At 35.8% G+C, this 23,866-nt stretch carries 23 protein-coding genes and 1 tRNA gene; 19 read left to right on the forward strand and 5 right to left on the reverse strand.

What is annotated here, in order from left to right:
• Positions 1-14: 14 nt before the first annotated feature.
• From DCC35_RS09610 to DCC35_RS09640, 7 genes are all read left to right on the forward strand, one after another.
• Entirely contained in the window at positions 15-371 is a 357-nt protein-coding gene (locus DCC35_RS09610; protein WP_137090583.1) for a tetratricopeptide repeat protein, read from the forward strand.
• Between the two features lie 44 nt (positions 372-415).
• Positions 416-1,150, forward strand: coding sequence for a tetratricopeptide repeat protein (locus DCC35_RS09615; protein ID WP_394347721.1), 735 nt, complete (start codon positions 416-418; stop codon positions 1,148-1,150).
• Between the two features lies 1 nt (position 1,151).
• Positions 1,152-3,107, forward strand: coding sequence for a threonine--tRNA ligase (thrS, locus tag DCC35_RS09620; RefSeq protein ID WP_137090585.1), 1,956 nt, complete (start codon positions 1,152-1,154; stop codon positions 3,105-3,107).
• 93 nt (positions 3,108-3,200) lie between these two features.
• On the forward strand, positions 3,201-3,755 hold the full coding sequence (infC, locus tag DCC35_RS09625) for a translation initiation factor IF-3 (RefSeq protein WP_137090586.1): 555 nt from the start codon (positions 3,201-3,203) through the stop codon (positions 3,753-3,755).
• Between the two features lie 26 nt (positions 3,756-3,781).
• Positions 3,782-3,976 carry a 50S ribosomal protein L35 gene (rpmI, locus tag DCC35_RS09630; RefSeq protein ID WP_137090587.1) on the forward strand — a complete coding sequence of 65 codons (195 nt, stop codon included), beginning with the start codon at positions 3,782-3,784 and terminating at the stop codon, positions 3,974-3,976.
• 82 nt (positions 3,977-4,058) lie between these two features.
• Positions 4,059-4,403, forward strand: a complete 345-nt coding sequence (gene rplT, locus DCC35_RS09635) for a 50S ribosomal protein L20 (RefSeq protein WP_137090588.1) — start codon at positions 4,059-4,061, stop codon at positions 4,401-4,403.
• A gap of 59 nt (positions 4,404-4,462) precedes the next feature.
• On the forward strand, positions 4,463-4,933 hold the full coding sequence (locus DCC35_RS09640) for a pyrophosphohydrolase domain-containing protein (protein ID WP_137090589.1): 471 nt from the start codon (positions 4,463-4,465) through the stop codon (positions 4,931-4,933).
• Positions 4,934-5,179: 246 nt separating this feature from the next.
• On the opposite strand, the gene DCC35_RS22060 is transcribed toward DCC35_RS09640, so the two are convergent.
• Together DCC35_RS22060 and DCC35_RS09650 are read right to left on the reverse strand one after the other, a co-directional pair.
• Positions 5,180-5,290, reverse strand: coding sequence for an LPXTG cell wall anchor domain-containing protein (locus tag DCC35_RS22060; RefSeq protein ID WP_137090590.1), 111 nt, complete (start codon positions 5,288-5,290; stop codon positions 5,180-5,182).
• Between the two features lie 49 nt (positions 5,291-5,339).
• A tRNA-Met gene (locus DCC35_RS09650) sits at positions 5,340-5,412 on the reverse strand.
• Positions 5,413-5,527: 115 nt separating this feature from the next.
• Here DCC35_RS09650 and DCC35_RS09655 point away from each other — a divergent pair.
• The 7 genes from DCC35_RS09655 to bshB1 all read left to right on the forward strand — a co-directional run bounded on the left by DCC35_RS09655 (position 5,528) and on the right by bshB1 (position 13,612).
• On the forward strand, positions 5,528-5,911 hold the full coding sequence (locus DCC35_RS09655; RefSeq protein WP_137090591.1) for an START-like domain-containing protein: 384 nt from the start codon (positions 5,528-5,530) through the stop codon (positions 5,909-5,911).
• 79 nt (positions 5,912-5,990) lie between these two features.
• On the forward strand, positions 5,991-7,904 hold the full coding sequence (locus DCC35_RS09660) for an LptF/LptG family permease (RefSeq protein WP_137090592.1): 1,914 nt from the start codon (positions 5,991-5,993) through the stop codon (positions 7,902-7,904).
• A 64-nt stretch (positions 7,905-7,968) separates the two neighbouring features.
• The gene (gene rpsO / locus DCC35_RS09665) at positions 7,969-8,244 is read left to right on the forward strand and encodes a 30S ribosomal protein S15 (protein ID WP_137090593.1); all 276 of its coding nucleotides are present in this window, start codon (positions 7,969-7,971) and stop codon (positions 8,242-8,244) included.
• Positions 8,245-8,354: 110 nt separating this feature from the next.
• On the forward strand, positions 8,355-10,502 hold the full coding sequence (gene pnp, locus DCC35_RS09670) for a polyribonucleotide nucleotidyltransferase (protein WP_137090594.1): 2,148 nt from the start codon (positions 8,355-8,357) through the stop codon (positions 10,500-10,502).
• 417 nt (positions 10,503-10,919) lie between these two features.
• On the forward strand, positions 10,920-11,783 hold the full coding sequence (locus DCC35_RS09675; protein ID WP_137090595.1) for a sigma-70 family RNA polymerase sigma factor: 864 nt from the start codon (positions 10,920-10,922) through the stop codon (positions 11,781-11,783).
• Positions 11,784-11,909: 126 nt separating this feature from the next.
• A complete protein-coding gene (gene trxB / locus DCC35_RS09680) occupies positions 11,910-12,866 on the forward strand; it encodes a thioredoxin-disulfide reductase (RefSeq protein ID WP_137090596.1) in 957 nt (318 codons plus the stop codon).
• 14 nt (positions 12,867-12,880) lie between these two features.
• Entirely contained in the window at positions 12,881-13,612 is a 732-nt protein-coding gene (gene bshB1 / locus DCC35_RS09685) for a bacillithiol biosynthesis deacetylase BshB1 (RefSeq protein WP_137090597.1), read from the forward strand.
• A 13-nt stretch (positions 13,613-13,625) separates the two neighbouring features.
• Here the strand turns inward: bshB1 and mtaB are convergent, their stop codons facing one another.
• Positions 13,626-14,951 carry a tRNA (N(6)-L-threonylcarbamoyladenosine(37)-C(2))-methylthiotransferase MtaB gene (gene mtaB / locus DCC35_RS09690; protein ID WP_137090598.1) on the reverse strand — a complete coding sequence of 442 codons (1,326 nt, stop codon included), beginning with the start codon at positions 14,949-14,951 and terminating at the stop codon, positions 13,626-13,628.
• 300 nt (positions 14,952-15,251) lie between these two features.
• Here mtaB and DCC35_RS09695 point away from each other — a divergent pair, with 300 nt between their 5' ends.
• The 4 genes from DCC35_RS09695 (at position 15,252) to DCC35_RS09710 (ending at position 20,649) form a co-directional block, all read left to right on the forward strand.
• On the forward strand, positions 15,252-17,414 hold the full coding sequence (locus DCC35_RS09695) for a glutamine synthetase III family protein (RefSeq protein WP_137090599.1): 2,163 nt from the start codon (positions 15,252-15,254) through the stop codon (positions 17,412-17,414).
• A gap of 132 nt (positions 17,415-17,546) precedes the next feature.
• Entirely contained in the window at positions 17,547-18,581 is a 1,035-nt protein-coding gene (locus DCC35_RS09700) for a ligand-binding sensor domain-containing protein (protein WP_137090600.1), read from the forward strand.
• Positions 18,582-18,778: 197 nt separating this feature from the next.
• Positions 18,779-19,006: a hypothetical protein gene (locus tag DCC35_RS09705; RefSeq protein ID WP_137090601.1), complete on the forward strand. Its 228-nt coding sequence runs from the start codon at positions 18,779-18,781 to the stop codon at positions 19,004-19,006.
• A 71-nt stretch (positions 19,007-19,077) separates the two neighbouring features.
• Positions 19,078-20,649: an ATP-binding protein gene (locus DCC35_RS09710; protein ID WP_137090602.1), complete on the forward strand. Its 1,572-nt coding sequence runs from the start codon at positions 19,078-19,080 to the stop codon at positions 20,647-20,649.
• Here DCC35_RS09710 and DCC35_RS09715 read toward each other — a convergent pair.
• Together DCC35_RS09715 and DCC35_RS09720 are read right to left on the reverse strand one after the other, a co-directional pair.
• Positions 20,646-21,080 (reverse strand): BamA/TamA family outer membrane protein, encoded by a 435-nt coding sequence (locus DCC35_RS09715; protein WP_246070200.1) that lies wholly within the window; start codon positions 21,078-21,080, stop codon positions 20,646-20,648. The genes DCC35_RS09710 and DCC35_RS09715 overlap by 4 nt on opposite strands.
• 44 nt (positions 21,081-21,124) lie before the next feature.
• Positions 21,125-23,095 (reverse strand): POTRA domain-containing protein, encoded by a 1,971-nt coding sequence (locus DCC35_RS09720; RefSeq protein WP_137090604.1) that lies wholly within the window; start codon positions 23,093-23,095, stop codon positions 21,125-21,127.
• Between the two features lie 9 nt (positions 23,096-23,104).
• Here DCC35_RS09720 and DCC35_RS09725 point away from each other — a divergent pair, with 9 nt between their 5' ends.
• Positions 23,105-23,860, forward strand: coding sequence for an RNA methyltransferase (locus DCC35_RS09725; RefSeq protein WP_137090605.1), 756 nt, complete (start codon positions 23,105-23,107; stop codon positions 23,858-23,860).
• Positions 23,861-23,866: the final 6 nt, after the last annotated feature.

The raw sequence follows: 23,866 nt of genomic DNA on the forward strand, positions 1-23,866 counted from the left end.
TCCATATTTTTATTATGCTTAAAAATCAGTCTTTATTCTTATCTGCCTTAGTTGTCCTGATCTTGTTTTCGGGGTCCTCATGTAAGAGGGAATATAGTTCTGAACGTTTAGTTGAATTTGATGAAAATGTTTTTCCAGAAACAGATGAAAAGATCAAATTTATTGAAGAGCGAATAGCATTAAACCCAAATAACCCGGAGAATTATTATCTGAAAGCAGAGGCCTTAAGAAATGTTGGTAAGTATACTGATGCATTAGAGCAAATTGATAAAGCACTTGCCCTTGATAGTAGCGATGGGAATTACTATCTCTTAAAGGCTGATGTGCTACACAAAAAAGGATTTGTTACCAGGTCATTATTTTTGCTTTAAAAGCTGAAAATAAACTCCCTTACTCGCCGGAGTTGAGATCTGTTTTGGCTAGTAATTATTTGAAATTAGAGAAGCCTTCATTGGCTAGAACCAGTATAGATAACGCAAAAAAGTTACAACCCGCAAACGCTAACTTTTACCTTTTAAGTGGAGAAATTGCACTAGTTGAAGGAGATACTTCCAGAGCAGTTGAGGAATTTAATAAAGCTATTCAAATGGATAAGAAGCTTATTTCAGGTCCGCTAAAGTTGATTCAGATAAGTTTGGATCAGGGCAGAGTTGATGAAGCTTTAAATTATTTCGAACAATTTCCTCAATCCACTATATCTGATAATGACGAGTTAAACTATTTGTATCTCAAAACTAAATTAGCAGCAGGGGAGGAGGAGTTCTATTTTACTGAAGTAGACAGTATAGGTAATACCAGCAAATACAATACTTTACTTATTAAAGAGGCTGGAGATTGGATGAAAGAGAGGCGGAGGTATCTGGCTTCTATTGACTATTATAACAGAATCCCTGAGAAAAGTGAGCAATGGCTACCTGCTTCGTTATCAAAAGCAGAATCCCTGGGGATATTAGGTAGATCAAGAGAAGCCTTAGATGTTTATAACAATATACTCGAAAGATTTTCTGATAATGAGGAAGCGATTGCAGGGAAGGAGGCAATTGAAGAAAAAATTGCTTTATATTTGCGCTGGAAGCAACGGCAGAGGAAGAACGATAGTTTATCTTCGCAACCGCTGAAACCAAAAAGTTTAGATTTGAATAATAAATAAAATGAGTAATACAGAGCAGATAAAAATCACTTTACCTGATGGGACTGTAAAAGAGTTTTCCAAAGGATCCAGTAGTATGGATGTTGCAAAAAGCATAAGTGAAGGCCTTGCCAGAAATGTTTTGGCTGCGAAAGTAAACGGGGAAATATGGGATGCAGACCGAGCAATCGAAAATGATTCAGAGGTTCAGCTTCTTACCTGGAACGACGAGGGAGGAAAGTATGCATTTTGGCATTCTTCAGCTCACCTTCTGGCCGAAGCTCTGGAGGATCTTTATCCAGGTATTAAATTAGGTATTGGGCCACCGATCGAAAATGGTTTCTATTACGATATAGATTTTGGAGATACCGAATTTGGTGAGCAGGACCTTGAAAAGGTTGAGAAAAAATTCCTGGAACTGGCGAGACAAAAGAACGTTTTTGACAGAAAAGAAATCTCCAAAGATGATGCTCTGAAATACTATCAGGAAAAAGGAGACGAATATAAATTAGAGCTTATTGATGGTCTTGAAGATGGATCAATAACCTTTTATACTCAGGGTAATTTTACTGATTTATGTAGAGGTCCACACATTCCTCATACTGGGTTTGTTAAAGCAGTTAAGCTTTTAAACGTGGCTGGTGCTTATTGGAGAGGTGATGAGAAAAATAAGCAGCTCACCAGGATTTATGGCGTGTCTTTTCCTAAACAAAAAGAACTTAAAGAATATTTAGAGCGTCTTGAAGAGGCCAAAAAGAGAGATCACAGAAAGCTTGGGAAGGAATTAGAGCTTTTTACCTTTAGTGAAAAAGTAGGCCTTGGTTTGCCATTGTGGTTGCCTAAGGGTGCGGTTTTACGTGATAGACTAGAAAGCTTTCTTAAAAAGGCTCAGGTAAGAGCAGGCTATGATCCTGTCGTTACTCCACATATCGGTCATAAGCAATTATACCTTACCAGTGGACATTACGAGAAATATGGTGAAGATTCATTTAAGCCAATTCAAACTCCTCATGAAGGAGAGGAATTCATGCTTAAGCCAATGAACTGCCCTCACCATTGTGAGATATATAAATCCAAACCAAGGTCTTATAAAGATCTTCCTGTAAGATATGCCGAATTTGGTACTGTCTATCGATACGAGCAAAGTGGTGAATTACATGGCTTAACAAGAGTAAGAGGATTTACTCAGGATGATGCACACATATTCTGCAGACCGGATCAGGTTAAGGAAGAATTTATAAAGGTAATTGACCTTGTATTGTATGTATTTAATGCACTAGGTTTTGAAGATTTTACAGCCCAGGTATCGTTACGTGACCCCGAAAATAAATCTAAATATATTGGAGGTGATGAAGTATGGGACAGAGCAGAGAGAGAAATCCAGGAAGCAGCTGATGAAAAGGGATTGAAGACGATCGTCGAATATGGAGAAGCAGCATTCTATGGTCCGAAGCTGGACTTTATGGTTAAAGATGCTTTAGGAAGGAGCTGGCAGCTGGGTACGATCCAGGTAGATTATAATCTTCCTGAAAGATTCGAATTGGAATATGTTGGCTCGGATAATAACAGGCACAGACCGGTAATGATTCACAGGGCTCCATTTGGCTCTATGGAGAGGTTCGTAGCTGTTCTCATTGAACATTGCGGAGGTAATTTTCCATTGTGGTTAGCGCCTGAGCAGATCGCTGTGCTTCCAATTAGTGAGAAATTTGCCGATTATGGGCAGGAGGTATTTAGAAAATTGCAGGCTGCTGATATTCATGGATTTATTGATCACCGTGATGAAAAGATTGGAAGAAAAATCAGAGATGCTGAAGTAAAGAAAATACCTTATATGATCATAGCCGGCGAAAAAGAAGCTCAGGAAGGAAAAGTATCTGTGAGAAAACACGGAGAAGGAGACCTTGGCTCAATGACTATAGAAGAATTTATTGAGCATATAAATGATGTAAAAAGTAAGGAATTATTAAATTCTTGATATATTTATTAACGGGAATGCTTTTAACTCAAGTAATTTATTGAGATATTTGCACCCTGAATATAATTTTTAACTAAAAAGAAGGAGGTTAATATCGCCAAAAGAGGAAGAAGGCCCTTCAGAGGAAGAGTAGAAGAGCCTTACAGAGTAAATTCAAAGATCAGAGCACGCCAGGTTCGTGTAGTTGGAGACAACGTCGATGTAGATGTCTATCCGCTTGATAAAGCTCTTAAGATGGCTGAGGAACAAGGATTGGATCTCGTTGAGATTTCTCCAAAAGCAGATCCGCCTGTGTGCAAGATTATTGATTACTCGAAGTTTAAATACGAGCAAAAAAAGAAACAAAAAGAAATTAAAGCCAAAGCACAGAAAACTGTGGTGAAGGAGATTAGGTTTGGTCCTAATACTGATGATCATGACTTTAATTTCAAATTAAACCACGCAAAAAACTTCCTTAAGGAAGGAGCAAAGGTTAAGGCTTATGTTCATTTCGTGGGTAGGACGATCGTATTTAAGGAACGTGGCGAGTTGTTACTCCTTAGATTTGCACAAGCTTTGGAAGATATCGGAAAGGTAGAGCAGATGCCTAAACTTGAAGGTAAAAGAATGACGCTTTTTGTTTCTCCTAAAGCTCAGAAAAAGAAATAATAATTAATTAATAAACAAGTAGTAAAATGCCTAAAGTAAAAACTACATCTGGAGCTAAGAAAAGGTTTAAGCTTACTGGTACTGGCAAAATTAAAAGAAAGCATGCTTTCAAAAGCCACATCCTTACAAAAAAGGAAACAAAACAGAAGCGAGGCCTTACTAAAATGGCTTTAGTACACAAGTCTGACGTACCAAGAGTACGTGAACTTTTAAACATCTAATAATTGGTTAAATTGTTAAACCCGGGTATTGGTTAGTTAAGTTTCGCAAAAGCGAACACCACTATTCAAAAAGCAAAATTTTATGCCTAGATCAGTAAATCACGTAGCATCAAGAGCAAGAAGAAAAAAGATGCTCAAGTCGGCCAAAGGTTATTGGGGTCGCAGAAAAAATGTTTGGACAGTAGCAAAGAACGCTGTCGAAAAAGGTTGGTCATATGCCTACCGCGATAGAAAAGCTAAGAAAAGAGATTTCAGAAAGCTTTGGATCGCTCGTATCAATGCAGGTACTCGCGCGCACGGAATGTCTTACAGCCGTTTCATGGGCCAGTTAAAGAAATCTGATATCGAGTTAGACAGAAAGGTTCTTGCAGATCTTGCAATGAATCATCCTGATGCTTTCAAAGCGATAGTAGAGAAACTTAAATAATTAGAAAATATTTCTTATTATTGAAGCCCTCAAATGAGGGCTTTTTTTATTTATATAATATGGAAAAATTAGATTCTTTAAATCAAGTAGCAGAATTTCATAAAACATTTCAACACCCAATCGAAAAGAGCCCGGTAATTCCGGAGCAAAATCGATGTGACTTGAGAGTGTCTTTGCTCGCAGAAGAGCTAAAGGAGCTTCAGGAGGCAATAAAAGATAAAGACCTTGTTGAAATAGCTGATGCTTTATGTGATCTGCAGTATGTGTTATCGGGAGCTGTGCTGGAGTTTGGGCTCGGGGAGAAGTTTAGAGAGCTTTTTGATGAAGTTCAGCGCTCCAACATGAGTAAGGCCTGTGACACAGAAGCAGAGGCTCAGGAGACTGTAGAATACTATAAGGATAAAAAGAATGAGGAATGCTACTATCAACAAATTGATGGTAAGTATTTAGTCTTTAGAAAATCTGATAATAAAACAATTAAATCTGTAAATTATAGTCCTGCAGACCTGAAGAAAATTCTCGATAAATAAGATATTTAAGAAGTTGGGATATAAAAAAGAGGCTGTCTACAACTGCCTTTTTTTTATTCTTCACTATTATCTTTTTCTTAATAATAAATCGATTTATCAAAAATGCCATAATCCAGCTTACCAAAGAAATACCTACATATTGTAATTGTCCTTCGTCAATTCTGAAACTATACATTAAAGTAAAAAGACATGTGAGGATCAGAAGCCAGTAAATTACTTCAAAAATCGTATTCAAAGATCTGTTATTCATCGTCTTTTTTTTCTGCCGAAAACGAACCATAAGACCGAAACAACTACAATAGCTCCGATAATTAAAGCAAGTATGTTTCCTGAAGTTATCTGGTCAATTCCGTGCATTTTATCGGTAATATTAAATGGAAATTATGACGTCTGGTAAGTAAAAAAGTAGCGAGAGGGGATTTGAACCCCCGACCTCCGGGTTATGAATCCGACGCTCTAACCAACTGAGCTATCTCGCCAAATGGGCTGCAAATATAATGATGATATTTTTATAACTCCAAGCATTTTTCAAACTTATTTTGTTTTGGTTTTATGTTTTTTGTCCTAAATTGGAAAATAAGAAACAGAGCTTAAATGAATAAAAATACCTTTACCGCTGATTTTGAGATAAATGCATCACCCAAAATGCTATACCCTTACTTAAATACAGCAGGAGGACTTGCACAATGGTTTGCTGATGATGTAAGTCTTGACGGAGATAAGAATTTTCTATTTTTTTGGGATGGAGAAGAGAATAAGGCTAAGCTTTCCGGGCAACGGTCTAACATATATGTTAAATATGAATTTTTAGATGAGGATGATGAACCTTCCTATATTGAGTTAAAACTTGAGGTTAATGAATTAACCCAGTCTACTTTTTTAGTTATTACAGATCATAGTGATAATTTTGACAACGAAGAACTGTATGAAATGTGGGATCAAATGGTTGGTTCTCTAAAAGAAATAGTAGGAGGTTAATATTCACTTTCAAAAAACTTTTTATTCCCCCTCTTAAGGCATTATTTTTGCTTTTAAATTTTGGAAAAAGCCAGCCTGAATGAAAAAAATTGACAAGCTTATTTTTAAAGCTTTTATAGGGCCTTTTATATTGACCCTGTGTATCGTTGTATTTATACTCCTGATCCAGCAATTACTTCGCTATATGGATCAAATAATAGGGAAAGACCTGGGTATGGAAGTATATGCTGAATTATTCCTTAATTTCGCTTATGTCACAACCCCAATGGCTTTACCGCTGGCGATACTTCTCTCTTCTATTATGACTTTTGGGAATCTTGGCCAGCATTTTGAATTAACAGCGATAAAGGGAGCCGGGATTTCTCTAGTCAGAGCATTATTGCCAATTTTTATATTTTCTGTTTTTCTTTCTGTAGCTGCTTATTACAGTAATTATTACCTAGTCCCAAGAGCTGCTCTCAACGCTTATAGTTTATTATGGGATGTAAAACAAAAGAAACCTTCCATGGAACTCAAGGAAGGAGTCTTCTATAATGGTATTCCAAATTATAGCATAAAGATCAATGGGAAAGACGATGAAAAACAATTGCTCAAAGATCTGATGATATATGATCATTCTGCCCATAATGGTAACATAAGTTTGACAGTGGCTGATTCAGGAAGAATGATTTCTATCAATGAGGGGAGATATTTAAAGCTCGAAATGTTCAATGGGGCAAGGTATGCTGATGGTGAATCAAATAAGTCAGTTTTAAAAAGAAGGCGAAATGAACCTGCTGATTTTATAAAAACTGAGTTTGAAAAAACTTATTTCATATTTGATCTGTCATCGATGACAGATATGGATAGAACTGATAAGGCTCTTTTTGCCCGGAATCGAATTATGAGAAACCGGGAACAATTGCTCGAAGATGTCGATTCTATTCAACAAGATGTAGTGAAAACTGAATATAGTGTGTTCCAGTATTCTAAATCCTTTTTTATGCACCACGGGATAGAACAAAAGCTGGTTCCCGACTATCTTGAGGAAAAGGTGAAGTATTATGACTCTTTAAAGGATCTTAGAAAAAAGGAAACCAAAATAGATTCATCTCAGATTGCAAAGAATAATACAAGAAGAGACTCTATAGCTGACAGGGATAAACAGAAAAATAATGTTGATTCTACTACAGCAAATGAGGATTCGGCCGCTTTAAAAATAAAGAAAGTAGAGATTAAGAGAAATCCAGAAAATCGTCCGGGAGCAATAGTAGCTAATAAAGAAATCAATGACAGGCTAAGAACCAGGCTGGATTCGATAAGAGAAAGTAAGAGCATAGCTAATCGTAAAGAGAGAGATAGAGAACCAAATGAGGATCGGGAAGCCGGGAAAGACGAGGTGGAATCATCAGCTCAGGCTGACACAACTAATACAGGAGATTCCAGTGATTTCGAAGAAGGAGATCATACTGCACCGATAAGATTACCGAAAAAGAAACCTTTAAAAAATAACCTGGAAAATAATCTTGAGAAGTTTCAGGAACGGATTGATTCTGAAGGGACGCAAAAACAAATTGTCAGACGAGCTTTAACAAGAGCGAGACAAAATAAAGGCAGGATAGAAGCTAAGAGTGAAAATATTAAGGACAAAGAGTCTGAACTCAGAGCTTTTATAGTAGAATACAATAAAAAGTTCGCGATGAGTTTTGCATGTATAATCATGTTTCTGATTGGTGCTCCACTTGGATCGATAATTAAAAAAGGAGGACTGGGTTTTCCTACTATCGTTTCAGTAATATTTTTTATCATATACTATGTCTTAAGTATTTTTGGTGAAAAATGGGGTAAGGAAGAAGTTATTGATCCAACACTAGGGGCGTGGATGGCCAATATAATCCTGTTTCCACTGGGAATATACTTTTTACAACAGGCCAGAGTAGATGCCAGATTGTTTGATGCCGATTTTTATTCTGTTGCTATAAAAAGAATAAAGAAAAAGTTCTTTAATAAGTAAGGGAATACTTGTTAACATTAATTGAATAATATAATTTTGCACCTCATTTAAAATTTAACTAGTCATGTATTTAACAAAGGAAAAGAAACAAGAGATCTTTGAAAATCATGGTCGGTTAAAGTCAAAAGATGATACAGGTTCTGCTGAATCACAAATTGCGTTATTCACGTACAGAATTACACATTTGACTAACCACCTGAAGAATAATAAAAAAGATCACTCAACTCGAGTAGGATTATTAAGACTGGTAGGTAAAAGAAGAAGACTTCTTAACTATCTACAGGAAATTGATATCGAAAGATACAGAGCAATCCTAAAGGAGCTTAAGTTGAGAAAATAAAGAACAAAAGAGGGGATTCTAATAGGATTCCCTCTTTTTTTATTATATTGCTCTCGTCTGAAGTCTGAACTCCATCAAAATAAAATTTTAAATATTATTTTCAATTCTTTATGATTCCTAAATCAATTATAAAAACCATCCAACTGCCGGATGGAAGAGAAATCACTATTGAAACAGGACGATTAGCAAAGCAGGCCGATGGATCTGCCGTTGTTCGTCTTGGAGATACCATGTTATTAGCCACTGTCGTATCCAGTAAAGAAGCAAAAGAAGGGGTGGACTTTCTACCGTTAAGTGTAGATTATCAGGAGAAGTTTGCTGCAGCTGGAAAAATACCTGGTGGTTTCCTGAAAAGAGAAGGAAGATTATCTGATCACGAAGTGTTGATCAGTAGATTAGTAGACAGAGCCTTAAGGCCTCTGTTCCCGGATGATTATCATGCGGATACACAAGTAATGATCCAGTTAATATCTAGCGATGATGATGTTTCACCTGATGCCCTTGCAGCTTTAGCAGCTTCCTCGGCCCTTGCAGTTTCTGATATTCCTTTCGGAGGCCCGATATCAGAGGTCAGAGTAAGCAGGAGAGAAGGTGAATGGAAAATTAACGCTCCGATATCAGAAATTGAAGAAAGTGATATCAGCCTTATAGTTGCTGCTACCAAAGATAATATCATGATGGTAGAGGGTGAGATGAAAGAGGTTCAGGAAGATGAAATGCTTGAAGCTCTGAAAGTGGCTCATGATGCAATTAGAACTCAATGTGAAATTCAGCTGGAACTTGAAAAAGAGGTTGGGTCATCAGAAAAAAGATTATATAGCCACGAAGAACACGATGAAGGCTTAAAAGATAAAATGCATCAGGAGCTTTATCCTAAAGTATATGCTATCGCTAAACAGCAGCATGCTAACAAGGATGTCAGGTCTGATATGTTTAGAAGCATCAAAGATGAATTTATTGACAGCCTCGGCGAAGAAAGTGAATTCGATGAGGTGTTGATCGGAATGTATTTCAAGGATATCCAGAAGGAAGCTTGCAGAAATCTGATGCTTGATGAAGGTTTAAGGCTTGATGGCCGTAAATTTGATGAAGTGAGACCAATCTGGTCTCAAGTAGATTACCTTCCTTCAGCTCATGGATCAGCAGTATTTACCAGAGGAGAGACTCAATCTCTAACAACATGTACTCTCGGTACTAAACTCGATGAGCAAATGATCGATGGAGCAGTATACAGTGGTACAAATAAATTTTTATTACACTATAATTTCCCAGGGTTTTCAACTGGTGAGGTGAGACCTAACAGAGGTCCTGGTCGAAGAGAAGTTGGTCACGGAAATCTTGCTCTAAGGGCACTTAAGCAAGTGGTGCCAGCTGATGAGAATAATCCATATACAATAAGAATTGTTTCTGATATTCTTGAATCTAATGGTTCTTCATCCATGGCTACTGTTTGTGCAGGAGCAATGGCAATGATGGACGCTGGGGTGCCTATTTCTAATCCTGTCTCAGGTATTGCGATGGGTATGGTTAGTGATCCTGAAACTGGTAAATACAGAATTTTAAGTGATATTCTTGGAGATGAAGATCATCTGGGAGATATGGACTTTAAAGTTACCGGTACTCAAAATGGTATCACTGCTTGTCAGATGGATATCAAAATAGACGGATTATCTCATGAAATTCTTAAAGAAGCATTAGAGCAGTCCAAAAGAGGTCGACTGCACATTCTTGAAGAAATGAATAAAACGATCTCTGCACCTAGAGAAGATTACAAAGAACATGCTCCAAGATTTGAAACTATTAAAATAGGTCTGGATCAAATAGGAGCTGTTATCGGGCCAGGTGGTAAGATCATCCAGGAAATTCAAAAAGAATCAGGAGCCACAATCATTGTTGAAGAAAAAGATAATCACGGTTTAGTAAATATTTTTGCCAATGATAAGGATAAAATGAAGATGGCTGCTGATAGAGTAAAAGCTATTGTTGCTCTTCCTGAGGTCGGTGAAACTTATACAGGTACAGTAAAATCTATTATGCCTTTCGGTGCATTTATCGAATTTATGCCTGGTAAAGAAGGTTTACTTCACATCTCAGAGATTAAATGGGAACGAGTAGAAAACATGGATGGTGTTCTCGAAATCGGTGAAGAAATACAGGTTAAGTTGTTAGATGTCGACAAGAAGACCGGTAAATTTAAGTTATCAAGAAAAGCACTTCTTCCTAGGCCACCTCGAAAAGAGCGTCAAAACAAGGAATAAGTAATTTATATAATAATAATTTAAGTGATTGGAAAGAGGGCTTCGAGCCCTCTTTTTATTTTTCAATTTTTGTTGATTTTGATATTTCTTTAAAATATTCAAAAATATTCTGGATGGTCAACTCTTGACTCTTCAATTTTATCAAGAATAATCCGATAAATTAAATTTGTATTTAAACAGGTTTGAATTATAATTTATCTTCTGATCGTTAACAATTTAGTGTTTGTCTAATATTTTCAATTGTTTATCCCATGGGTAAACACGTTCCTTTTGTTAAGAGGCAAACCAAAATTATATTCTGGAAAGTGTCTAGTAGATCCCAATTAATTTTTAAATAACTTGAAATATTGCTAATTAATTGTTGGTAGAATTAGTCTTCACGGATTATATTTAAGGTGGGATCATAAAAAACAACGAATGAGACAACTTAAAATTAGTAAACAAATCACTAACAGAGAAAGTCAGTCTCTTGATAAATATTTACAAGAGATTGGTAAAGTAGATCTGTTATCACCGGATGAAGAAGTTGAGCTTGCTGTACGTATAAAGCAAGGAGATCAACTAGCACTAGAAAAATTAACCAAGGCCAACCTTAGGTTCGTAGTTTCAGTAGCAAAACAATACCAGAATCAGGGGCTTACCCTGGGTGATTTGATTAACGAGGGAAATCTTGGTTTGATCAAAGCTGCTCAAAGATTTGACGAAACAAGAGGATTTAAGTTTATTTCATATGCCGTATGGTGGATCCGACAGTCAATTTTACAAGCATTAGCTGAGCAATCACGAATAGTGAGATTACCATTAAACAGGGTAGGGTCTTTAAATAAGATATCAAAGACTTTCTCTGATCTGGAACAAAAATATGAAAGAGAGCCTTCACCTGAAGAATTAGCAGACGTGCTTGAAATAACTGCCAGTGAAGTAGTAGATACTATGAAGATTAGTGGTCGCCATGTATCGATGGATGCACCATTTAGCCAGGGAGAAGAAAATAGCCTGTTAGATGTTCTCGAGAATGAAGGTGAAGATAAGCCGGATCTTGAATTAATGAGTGATTCTCTTCGAAGAGAAGTATTAAGGGCTCTTTCTACTTTAACTGCAAGAGAAGCAGACGTTATCATGCTTTACTTTGGGCTCAATGGAGAGCACGCATTAACTCTTGAAGAAATTGGCGAGAGATTTAATCTCACAAGGGAAAGGGTAAGACAAATAAAAGAAAAAGCAATTAGAAGGCTTAGGCATACTAGTAGGAGCAGAGCATTGAAAACATATCTTGGATAATATGATAAAAATTTTACATTAAGGAAAAAGGTCTCAATTTGAGACCTTTTTTTTTAACTTTACGGCAACTTTTCCGTTTAGGACTATAGTTTGTTTTAACAAAAGTGTAATAACTATTTAATTATAATGACTACAGAAAATATTGATTTAGTAATTATCGGTTCCGGGCCAGCAGGTTATACTGCAGCTCTTTATGCATCTAGAGCAGGATTAAAGCCTGTTTTATATCAGGGAGGTCAGCCCGGAGGACAGTTAACAATCACTAATGATGTTGAAAATTACCCGGGATATCCGGATGGGATCAACGGTCCTCAAATGATGGTTGATTTCCAGAAACAAGCTGAGAGATTTGGAGCAGATATCAGATATGGTATGGTTACCAAAGTAGATTTTTCAGGATATCCTCATAAATTAATAGTTGATGACAAGCATGAGATTACGGCTAAGGCTGTAATTATTTCTACTGGGGCATCAGCTAAATGGCTCGGCCTGGAGTCTGAACAAAGACTTAATAGTAAAGGTGTTTCTGCTTGTGCAGTTTGTGATGGATTCTTTTTCAGAGGTCAGGATGTAGTAGTAGTAGGTGGTGGTGATACTGCTTGTGAAGAGGCTACTTATCTGTCAAAACTCGTGAATAAGGTATATATGCTCGTACGCCGAGATGAAATGAGAGCGAGTACCATCATGCAGAAAAGAGTTGATAATGCAGATAATATCGAAGTACTATGGAATACTGAAACAGTAGAGGTTCTTGGAGATGAGGAAGTGACCGGTGCAAGAGTTAAAAATAATGTTACTGGTGAAGAATACGATATTGAAGCTCAGGGATTCTTTGTTGCTATAGGACATAAACCAAATACGGAGATCTTTGAAGGATATGTGGATATGGAATCTACTGGATATATCAAAACGCTGGGCAAATCTTCTTTAACTAATGTTGAAGGTGTCTTCGCAAGTGGTGATGCACAAGATTCTATTTACAGGCAGGCTGTAACAGCTGCAGGATCAGGGTGTATGGCTGCTCTTGATGCAGAAAGGTTCCTTGCTGCAAAAGAAATGGAAGAAGAAGTAGCTAAATCATAACCTTAAATAAGATTATGAAAATTGATATTCTGGCCATAGCGGCTCATCCAGATGATGTAGAACTGTCATGTGCTGGTACATTATTAAAACATAAATCCCTTGGACAGAAAGTTGGTGTGATAGATCTTACGCGTGGAGAACTGGGAACCAGGGGGACAGATAAAACCAGAGCAGAAGAGGCTGCTGCCTCTTCTGCTATTTTAGATCTTGATGTAAGAGAATGTATCGATCTACCTGATGGCTTCTTTGCAAACACTCCGGAGTTTCAAAAGAAAGTTATTAAGGTAATCAGGAAGTTCCAGCCAAGAGTGATTCTCACAAATGCTGTTAGAGACCGTCACCCTGATCATGGAAGGGCTGCTGAACTTGTACGAGACTCTGCATTTTTATCCGGGTTGATCAAAATAGAAACTTTTGATGATAAGGGTCTTTCCCAGGAAGCCTGGAGGCCTGAGAAAGTATATCATTTTATACAAAATGATTTTATCCAACCGGATTTCATTGTTGATGTAAGTGAATTTTGGGATAAAAAGATGGAATCTGTGAAAGCTTTTAAAACCCAGTTTTTTACAGGTGATCAATCAACTAATCCCGATGAACCTGAAACATTTATTTCCAAACCTGGATTTATAGAGTTTCTCGAAGCAAGAGCAAGGGAATTCGGTCATAAGGTGGGTGTGAAATATGGTGAAGGGTTTACAACTAATTCTTCACTAGGAATTAAAGACTTAGATTCATTGATATAAATAGTGTTGGCTTTTAATGAGCCAACACTTCATTTTCTATTTCTGTCACTGATACCCTGCCATCTTCCTCAATTTTATCAAGTCTCACCCTCTTTAACTCATTAATTAAAACAGGATCATATTTTGCGGAGACTCTAACATAATTTTCTGTAAAACCATGCATCATACCATCATCGCTTACGTCGTCTTCAAATAAAACGACCTGATTCTTTCCTATTTGAGACTCATAAAAATGCCTTTTTTTCTTTTCAGATAAAATTCTTAGCATTTTAGACCTCTTATTACGAGTTTTCATCGGAACAACATCCTGATGTTCTATAGCATCAGTATTTGCTCTTTCTGAATATGTAAATACATGTAAATAAGAAATATCAAGCTCATTCAAGAAGTTGTAGGTTTCCATAAAATCCTCATCAGTTTCACCAGGAAACCCCACAATTACATCCACACCGATACATGCATCAGGCATTAATGATTTTATCTTTGAAACTCTCTCTGCATATAATTCCCTGAGATATCTTCTCCTCATTAACTTGAGGATCTTATTGCTTCCTGATTGAAGTGGTATGTGAAAATGTGGGACAAATCTTTCACTTTCGGCAACAAAACTTATAATGTCATTGCTTAATAAATTGGGTTCAATAGAAGATATTCTTATTCTATCCAGACCTTTAACCTGATCAAGTTCTTTAACCAGGTCGAAAAATCGATATTTTCTTTTTCCATCGACAATCCCGTAATCACCAGTGTTTACCCCTGTCAGGACTACTTCCTTAACATCAGTCAGAGCAATTTCATTTGCCTTACTTAGAATGTTTTCTATAGTATCACTTCTGGATTTACCTCTTGCAAGTGGAATCGTACAAAATGAACACAAGTAGTTGCATCCATCCTGAATTTTCAGGAAAGTTCTGGTTCTGTCATTTATTGAATGAGAATGAACAAAGTCTTTTGCTTCTGAAACCTCAGAAGCCAGTACTCTGGTTTCCTTTTCTTTTATAAAGCCATCAAGTAATTCAATTAACCTGAATTTTTCTGCGGCACCTAAAACTGCATCCACACCTTTTATTTCTGAGATTTCTTTAGGTTTTAACTGAGCATAACAACCTATGATAGCTATGTAAGCGTCAGGTGATATGGAACGAGCTTCTCTCACTATCTTTCTGCATTTTTTATCTGCATTATCAGTGACAGAACAGGTGTTAATTATATATATATCCGGCGTGTCCGTAAAAGGAACTTTTTTAAATCCTTTATCCTCAAACTGTCTTGAAATAGTAGAGGTTTCAGAAAAATTCAATTTACATCCTAATGTATAAAACGCTACTTTTTTGCTCATGGCGCAAAATTACTAAAAATGATACTATTTACTATAAAGTAATTGGGATAAGGGTGATTGAAGATATTACATCGTTAAAATTCCATAATTATACATTTTATCAAAAAATATGCTTTTTCACTGATTTCATTGTTTTTTTTATCTCTTTGATGCTGTTTTTTTGAAAATTCACTTTTTTTGGGTGAAAAATTCAGGTGAAAAACACAATTTTTTTGCAATTGATAAAAAATAAGGGTTATTTTTGGTACATCATTTTTATGGTAACTTAATAATAAACTAACTGGACAATAAAATAAATTTATGGCTACATTAAGACAAAAAGCTCTTGAGCAGCTCGGAAACAGGGAGCTGATTACTCCTGATTTCCCGGAAAAACCTGCTTCATCTTATTTTGGAGAAAATACATTTGGATTAAAGCAAATGCAAGCAACATTATCTCCTGATGTATTTAAGAGAGTTAAAAATGCTATTTCTAAAGGTAAAAAAATCGATGAAGATTCTGCTGATGCTGTTGCAGCTGCAGTTAAAACCTGGGCTTTAAATAAAGGTGCAACTCATTACACTCACTGGTTTCAACCTTTAACAGGGTCAACAGCTGAGAAACATGATGGTTTTTTCGACCCACTAGATGAAATTGAAAAATTTAAAGGTTCAAAGCTTGTTCAGCAAGAGCCTGATGCAAGTTCCTTTCCAAATGGAGGGATCCGTTCTACTTTTGAAGCACGTGGTTATACAGCATGGGATCCATCTTCCCCAATGTTTATAATTGATGAAACATTATGTATACCAACTGTATTCGTTTCATATACTGGTGAAGCACTGGATAATAAAGCTCCATTATTGAAAGCAATGGAAGCTGTAGGAATTGCTTCAACCAGAGTTTGTAAATTATTTGATAGAAATGTTACTTCTGTGACTCCGGTATTAGGTGTAGAACAGGAGTATTTTGCCATAGATGAGGCATTATATGCTGCACGACCTGACCTGGTAATGGGTGGTAGAACTGTTTTTGGTCATGATCCTGCAAGAGGACAACAATTGGATGATCATTATTTCGGATCTATTCCTTCAAGAGTTAGAAACTTCATGAAGGATTTTGAATTCGAATGTCTGAAATTAGGAATACCTGTAACAACTCGTCATAATGAAGTTGCACCGAGTCAGTTTGAGGTAGCTCCGGTATTCGAAGAAATAAACATTGCGGCAGATCACAATCAGTTATTAATGGATGTAATGGGTAAGGTTTCTGAGAAGCACAAGCTCAAGATCTTATTCCACGAAAAGCCATTTAAAGGATTAAACGGAAGTGGAAAACACAACAACTGGTCACTTATTACTAATAATGGAGTAAATCTTTTCCAGCCAAGTAGTAGTGCTAGAGAGAATCTGCAGTTTTTAACTTTCTTTGTATGTACTATCAAAGCCGTCGATGACCATGCAAAACTTTTAAGAGCTAGTATCGCCTCTCCTGGTAATGATCACAGATTGGGTGCTAACGAAGCTCCTCCAGCCATTGTTTCTGTATTTATAGGTAGCGAGTTAACTGCGGTTCTTAATGAGCTTGAAGAGAATGGTAACATCAAGCTGAAAAAAGGTGATAACATGTATATGAAGCTGGGAATTGATAAAATTCCTCAGATCATTCTTGATAACACTGATAGAAACAGGACTTCACCTTTCGCTTTCACAGGTAATAAATTCGAATTCAGAGCAGTTGGTTCAGAAGCTAATAGTGCTCAGCCAATGACAGCTTTAAATCTCGTGGTTGCAGATCAGTTAACTAAGTTTGCTGAAGCTGTTGAGAAAGAAGTTAAGAACGGAACAGAGAAAAGACTGGCGGTAATTAATATCCTTAGAGAATATATTAAAGAATCGAAAAAAGTAAGATTTGAGGGTGATGGTTATTCGGATGAATGGGTAAAAGAAGCCGAAAAACGAGGTTTGCCTAATATTAAAGATACTCCTAGAGCACTACATGCTTATGTAACAAAAGAATCTAAAGAACTTTTTGCCAGACATAATGTATGTAATGAAGTTGAACTTGATGCACGTCATGAGATAATGCTTGAAAATTATATCATGAAGATTCAAATCGAATCCAGAATGATTGGAGACTTGGCATTAAATCATATTATTCCAACTGCAGTTAACTATCAAAACAAGTTGATTGCGAATGCGAATGGATTAAAAGGACTTGGAGTTGATAATACTGAAGTAGTTAAGAATATCGAAAAAATATCAGAACATATTTCTGCAATCAATTCTGGTATTAAGGATATGACCAATGAAAGAAAGAGAATCAACAAGATTGAAGATCTTGAAGAAAAGGCAATTGCCTATTGCGATGATGTCAAAATTAAATATTTTGATTCAATCAGATATCATGTAGATAAGCTCGAACTGCTTGTGGATGATGAAGATTGGCCTCTAGTGAAATACAGAGAGATGTTATTTTTGAGATAAAATAATATCAAATACTAATTATAAAAAGGCTGTCTGAAAGGGCAGTCTTTTTTTTATTGTACATTTGTTATAAAAATTTTAATTAAAGGAATTTGGTTATATATTTGTGAAGTTAACATTTTTATAAATAGTATGAATTTTAAGCTGCTCCCGCAGATATTTTTTGCTCTGATTCTTTCAATAATTCCATTAAGGTCCCAGGATAATAATGGAAGTGATCTACCATCATATTTCTCATTATTGAATTACCAGGCAGATATTTGGAATTCAGATAACGGATTGCCAAACAATTCTATCAGGGATATTATCCAGGATGAAAATGGGTTCCTTTGGTTTGCGACATATAATGGACTTTGTAAATTCGATGGTTATGATATTGAACTATTTAATTTTTCTACTCATGCATCAATAAAATCATCAGGTTTTTTGTCTCTTTATTATTCTAATACAGATAGTAGTCTTTGGATAGGGACCAATGGCCAGGGGCTTTTGAAATATGAAAATGATACTTTTCAGTCTTTCATACCAGAAGATGTTTCAAATGGAGTTATCACTTCAATTTCTGATTTTGGTAAAGAATTTATGTTAGGAACAAGAGAGGGAGTCTTATTCTTTAACAAAACAACAGGTGAATATCGTAATGTTGATCACCCGGAAATAGCAAAGGTTACCGTTACAGATACTTATGTATTGGGAAATAATGTTTTTATTACCACCCTGGCAAATGGGGTTTTTCATTTTGACCAATCGATGAATTTATTGAATAATTATTTACCATCGATAGAATGGAATGCAGTTTATGGCATTTCAAATGGATCAGTTATGTTTGGAGGTACTGACGGATTATATACTTTAAGGGATGAGTCCTTGTCAAAGTATAATCAAAATGATCTTCCAGGGAATGAGGTTACCTATATTTTCGAAGACGTTGGCGGTAAAATATTTATTGGTACTGATGCCGGAGTGGCAATTTTAGATGGTAGCTCAGGGTATTATGTGGGGGAGAATATCGGACTCAAAACAGGAGTTATCGAAGTTATTATCGAGGATTTTGAAGGGAATTACTGGTTTGGTACCAATGATCAGGGATTAATAAGATTTAAACGAGGTAATTTCATTAACATAACCAAATACCAGGGTTACCTTCAAATAGTGTACATGCTATAATTAAAGGTGATGAAAAAATCTTTATTGGTACCCAAAATGGTGTTGCAGAATTTTATTCCGGTAAATTTCATTTTTTAACTTCTACCAAAGGTATAGATGTAAGAGATATTTATATAGAAAATGATAATTCATTATGGCTTGCTTCTTATAGTGGTATAATAAAAGTTGAAGATGGTCAGATTGTTAAACAAATAGGCTTGAATAGTGACTTAAAATCTGAAAAAATTAGAGATATAATCAAATATGATGAATCCTCTTTATTGATAGGGACAGTTGAAGGTCTTTACTTATATAATTTAAGAAATGATGAAGTAAAACTGTTTTCAAATGATTCTGATTTAGCAGACTCATGGATACTTAATTTATATAGGGATAAAAAGGAACCATATGGGTTAGTACCAATGGGCAGGGGCTTTTTAGAATAAAGGAAAAGTCAGTTTCTAAAATAGCAGACAATGATGCAAATGATGGAAATATCGTTTTCAGAGCAACGGAATTGAATGATGGAACTTTAATATTTGGTTCTATTCTGGGACTTTTTAAAATAGAAGGCCATAAACCAAAGTTTATTACTGACAATAAAAACATCCTAAAACAAACTGTCTTTCAGATCATAAAAGGTAAGAGGGGAGACCTATGGTTTACTACTAATAACGGTTTATTACGAGTCAATGAAAAAGAGTTAATAAACTTTATTCATGGGAATACATCCTCTTTGCCATCTGCAAAGATGTATTCTCGAAGTGATGGTATGTTATCTAATGAAATTGCCTCTTTATCTATTGGATTTGCGGATGAAAATGGTGGTACCTGGGTATCTACTTCCCGGGGTATATCCATAATCTATCCTTCAGAGATAAAACAAAATCTATCACCGCCTGCTATACACATTGAAAATATAATTCTTGATGGTGAAAGTGTAGATGAAAATAAAAATATAAAGATCAGTCCCGGGAAACACAGGCTTGAGGTACAATTTACAGGAATTAGTCTCAGTCAACCTGATAAAGTTTCATACGAATATATGTTGGATGGGTATGATGAGACATGGATTAAAAGAGGGAATAACCGATCTGCTTTTTATAATGACATTCCGGAAGGAGAATATACTTTTATGGTGAGAGCCATAAATGGTGATGGCGTCCAAAGTAAAAATGCTGCATCCTTTTCCATAGAAAAGGCAGAGTATTTTTATAAAAAACTCTGGTTTATTATTCTCCTGGCGGGAATTATCATTTTGCTTTTCTTATTTATTCAACGTAGCAGGGTAAATGCTCTTAAGAAGCGAAATAAAATGCTGGAAGAAATGGTCGCTCAGAGAACTTCCGACATAAATAACCAAAAAGAACAAATTCGGAAACATAGAGATGAATTATTACAGTTAAATTCGGTGAAAGACCGTCTGTTTTCTATAATTAGCCATGATCTCAGAGGTCCATTAAATTCATTTGGATCTGTGTTAAGACTATTAGCAAGTGGTAATCTAAGCGCTGATGAATTGAAAATGCTAGCGGGTAATCTAAGCAGGGACGTAGTAAAGATTCAATCATTTTTAGAGAACCTACTACAATGGGCAAAAAGTCAAATGAGTGGGATTAAACCAAAACCGGAATCAGTGAATTTGAGATTAATGGTAGATAGTTGTGCTCAGCTTATTGATATGGATCTTAAATTTAAGAATATTACTTTTGTCAATAATGTAGATGAAAAAATCACTGTTCGTTATGATAATAATATGTTAAAAACAGTGGTTAGGAATCTGGTAAGCAACGCAGTCAAATTCACCAATGAAAATGGTGAAATTATTGTTACTGCTAAAGTTAGGAGTGGAGTACTTTGGCTTTGTGTGAAAGACGATGGTGTAGGTATGAACAAAGAAACAGTTAATAATCTATTCAGTAAAGATGACGTTTTATCTAAGCCAGGCACTTTTCAGGAAGCTGGAACAGGTCTTGGATTAAATTTATGTAAAGATTTTGTGGAGGCACAGGATGGTGAAATAGAAGTTTCATCAGAAGAGAAAAAAGGTACTCAGATATGTTTTAGTATTCCTGATTTTTCTATTTAGAAAGGATATCCAACACCAATATTGAGGACAAATGGATTTGCCGCTCTGGTGTTGTATGGATATTTAGTGAATCCTTCGTCCCATATGAATCTTCTCCCCTCAGCTCTGCCCGGATCGTGGATCTTGACACCGACATCAAATCGAACAACAATATAGGAAAAGTCTAATCTGAGACCGGCTCCGCTACCAACAGCTATTTCTTTATAGAAATTTTCAAATTCGAATTTCCCATTTTCAGTATTAGCGCTTCCTTCGGGGTTAAGATTGACATCCTTCAATCTCCAGACATTTCCTGCATCGATAAAAAATGCGATGTCTATAAAACCTGCCAGGTTTTGTCTGAATTCAATACTTGCTTCTAATAAAATCTCGCCTGGTTGTTCAAATCTATCATCATATGCTAAAGAATCAGTATCTCCTACAAAAAACAAGGGTTGATAATCTCCGGGACCCAGTCTTTTTGATCTCCAGGCTCTTATAGAATTACTCCCCCGGTGAAAAAGTATTTTTCATAAGGTAAGGGGGCAAGATTATCACTACCTGATCCATATGGTACAGCAATCCCACCTTTGATTTTATAAGCTAACTGAGTCCGTTCATCAAAGACTATCAATCGACGAAAATCGACTGAGACCTTATCATATTTAAAAAAGGTTAAGCTGCTATTGAATTCCGGTATTATTCCACCATGCTCTAGTAATAATCTAAAATATGCAGAATTATTATCGCTTCCCTGCCCGTACTGGTTAATGTTTTTGGTGAAAGTAAAATAGGTTGCGCTGACAAAAGATGGGTCAAAACTTCTGATCAAGCTATTTCCTTGTAATTCAAGCTCCCTTAATCTGGCCTGAAACAACGAATCTTTGATTTCTGAGTCAATTAAATATACTTCAAGAGGGGTTAAATTATAATAGTTTTTCTGATTCTTAAACCATTGATAGGAAATGTATGAATTAATATTTTCCCGTTGATATTCTGGAGTTGATACGTAATTGTAACCTGTTAAAATTTTAGTCGTCGGGTTTAATTTACCCATGTTTGTTTTTCTTGCTTCACCCAAAGGAAGAATAAACTGAGGAAATGTTAAACTTAAATTTGCTCCATATTCATTGTTGTTGTAGAACTCATTATTAGCCTCATTTTCAGTAGCCACTCTCTCAAAACCAACCCTTGCATTTAATTGCAGTATCTCAAGTCCTCCAAATGTATTCCTGTTTTTTAAAGTTAGATTATAAAAAGGTCCCGGAACACCCTGGCTTATATTAATGCCCAAACCAAACTCATTCGCCATCTGAAATTTTTTCAACGGGGTAACTGATATAAATACATCAATATTTCCACCTAGAGTGTCATAGGTTATGTTAATAGTCCTGAACATATCAAGTGTTCCTAACTGTCTCTGAGTATCAAAAATATTTTCTCTGCTATATAATTGTCCGGGTTTTACAAAAATACGACTTGTTAAAACTTTGGAAGAATATGTCTTTTCAAAATACTTATAACTGATTCCCCTGTAATATATCTTTTGTCGTTGCTCTTCCTGAGTTTTTACATCTGAATCAGTAACCATAGTTACCGAATCTATTTTATAAAGGCTGTGGGAACTTTTGTTTTCCGGGTTCAGAACGTTGATGTTAATATCTACTACATTCAAAGAGTCATATTTTTTTACGGTTGCCCTGATATATTCCCTGTTAAAATTAAAGTAACCATGGTTTTTAAGATAAGCATCAAGTTCATTTCGCTTGTTTATGAGAATTGCCTGGTCATAAGCTATGCCAGTCTTGATATTTTTTATGTCTTCAGCTTTTGATAAAGTTTCTTTTAATGTTGAATCCTGAATGTCGTAGGATACATCTCTAATCAGGTACCTGGCTTGTGGATTAAGCTCATAAGTAACTGTAACTTTTTCATTGTTGCTGGCCGTATCTATGTTATAATCTACTTTTGCATTGAAATATCCTTTATTTTTTAGAAGCTGCTCAATTGCGGCGGCTGAAGTTTCCGAAAGAGAACTATCATAAACTGCTAAGGGCTCTCCCCAACGCATTAATAAGTTACCTTCCTCCAGCTTCTTATCTATCTTAGATACTTTTTTACGTCTTTTTCTTTGTAGTTTGTTCTTTTTCTTCTCTTTTTCAGCAGCTTCAATTCTACTATTGTATTTTTCGATCACTTCTTGCTTTTCTTCAAGGGTCTCATCTACATCATAATATCTTTCACCGGTTTCATAAAACCATACGTAAATGGCAAATGGAATTATAGGTAATTTTTTATTTGGTTTTTGAATAATTACCGGTTCAATGTCACTATTTGGTATATTTACCTCACCTTTGATCTTATTTTTAACTAATAGCTTTTCATTATCCTCTAAATAACGAGTGCCTAGACAGCCTGATAACAGAAGGGTAATAAGGGGCAATATTATTAGATTATACTTATTCAAATTTGGCCTATGCTATCTAAAAATGCTGTTAAACGAATAAAACAATTGCAATTAAAAAAATACAGGAAGAAAACTCAAAGGTTTTTAGTCGAAGGTGCTAAAAATATTAATGAGTTACTTCATTCCACTGTAAAGATAGAAAAACTGTACCTTACATCTTCGTTTTTTAATACAATTAACACCTCAGACATACAAGATGTAAGTAGTGTACTTGAAATAGTTAAAGAGAACGAACTTGAATCTATTTCATTTTATCAAACAAATAATGCCGGGCTTGCAATTGCGGAGATTCCAGAAAATCAGGTGGATATCAAAAATGATACATGGACTCTACTATTAGATGATATAAGAGACCCCGGGAACCTTGGGACTATTATCCGCATTGCAGATTGGTACGGCATTAAAAATGTGGTATGCTCACAGGAATCAGCGGATTTTTATAATCCCAAAGTGATCAGTGCGACAATGGGATCTTTTACCCGGGTTAATGTTGTATATAGCAATATAGCTGATGTATTAAATAATAACCCAAATATTCCCTCATATGGCGCCTTGCTTGGTGGTGAAAATATTCACTCCTTAGCAGACCTACCCAAAGCAGGGTTTTTAATTATTGGAAATGAAAGTCATGGAATATCTTCTCAGGTGGAATCTTTGTGCAAGAATAAAATATCTATTCCCGGATTTGGTATGACCGAATCTTTAAATGCTGCTGTTGCCACAGGAATTCTTTGCGATAATATCTTTCGATTAAAAAAGAAATAATTTTCC

This window comes from Mangrovivirga cuniculi (assembly GCF_005166025.1).
In the GTDB taxonomy this organism is placed as follows: Bacteria; Bacteroidota; Bacteroidia; order Cytophagales; family Cyclobacteriaceae; genus Mangrovivirga; species Mangrovivirga cuniculi.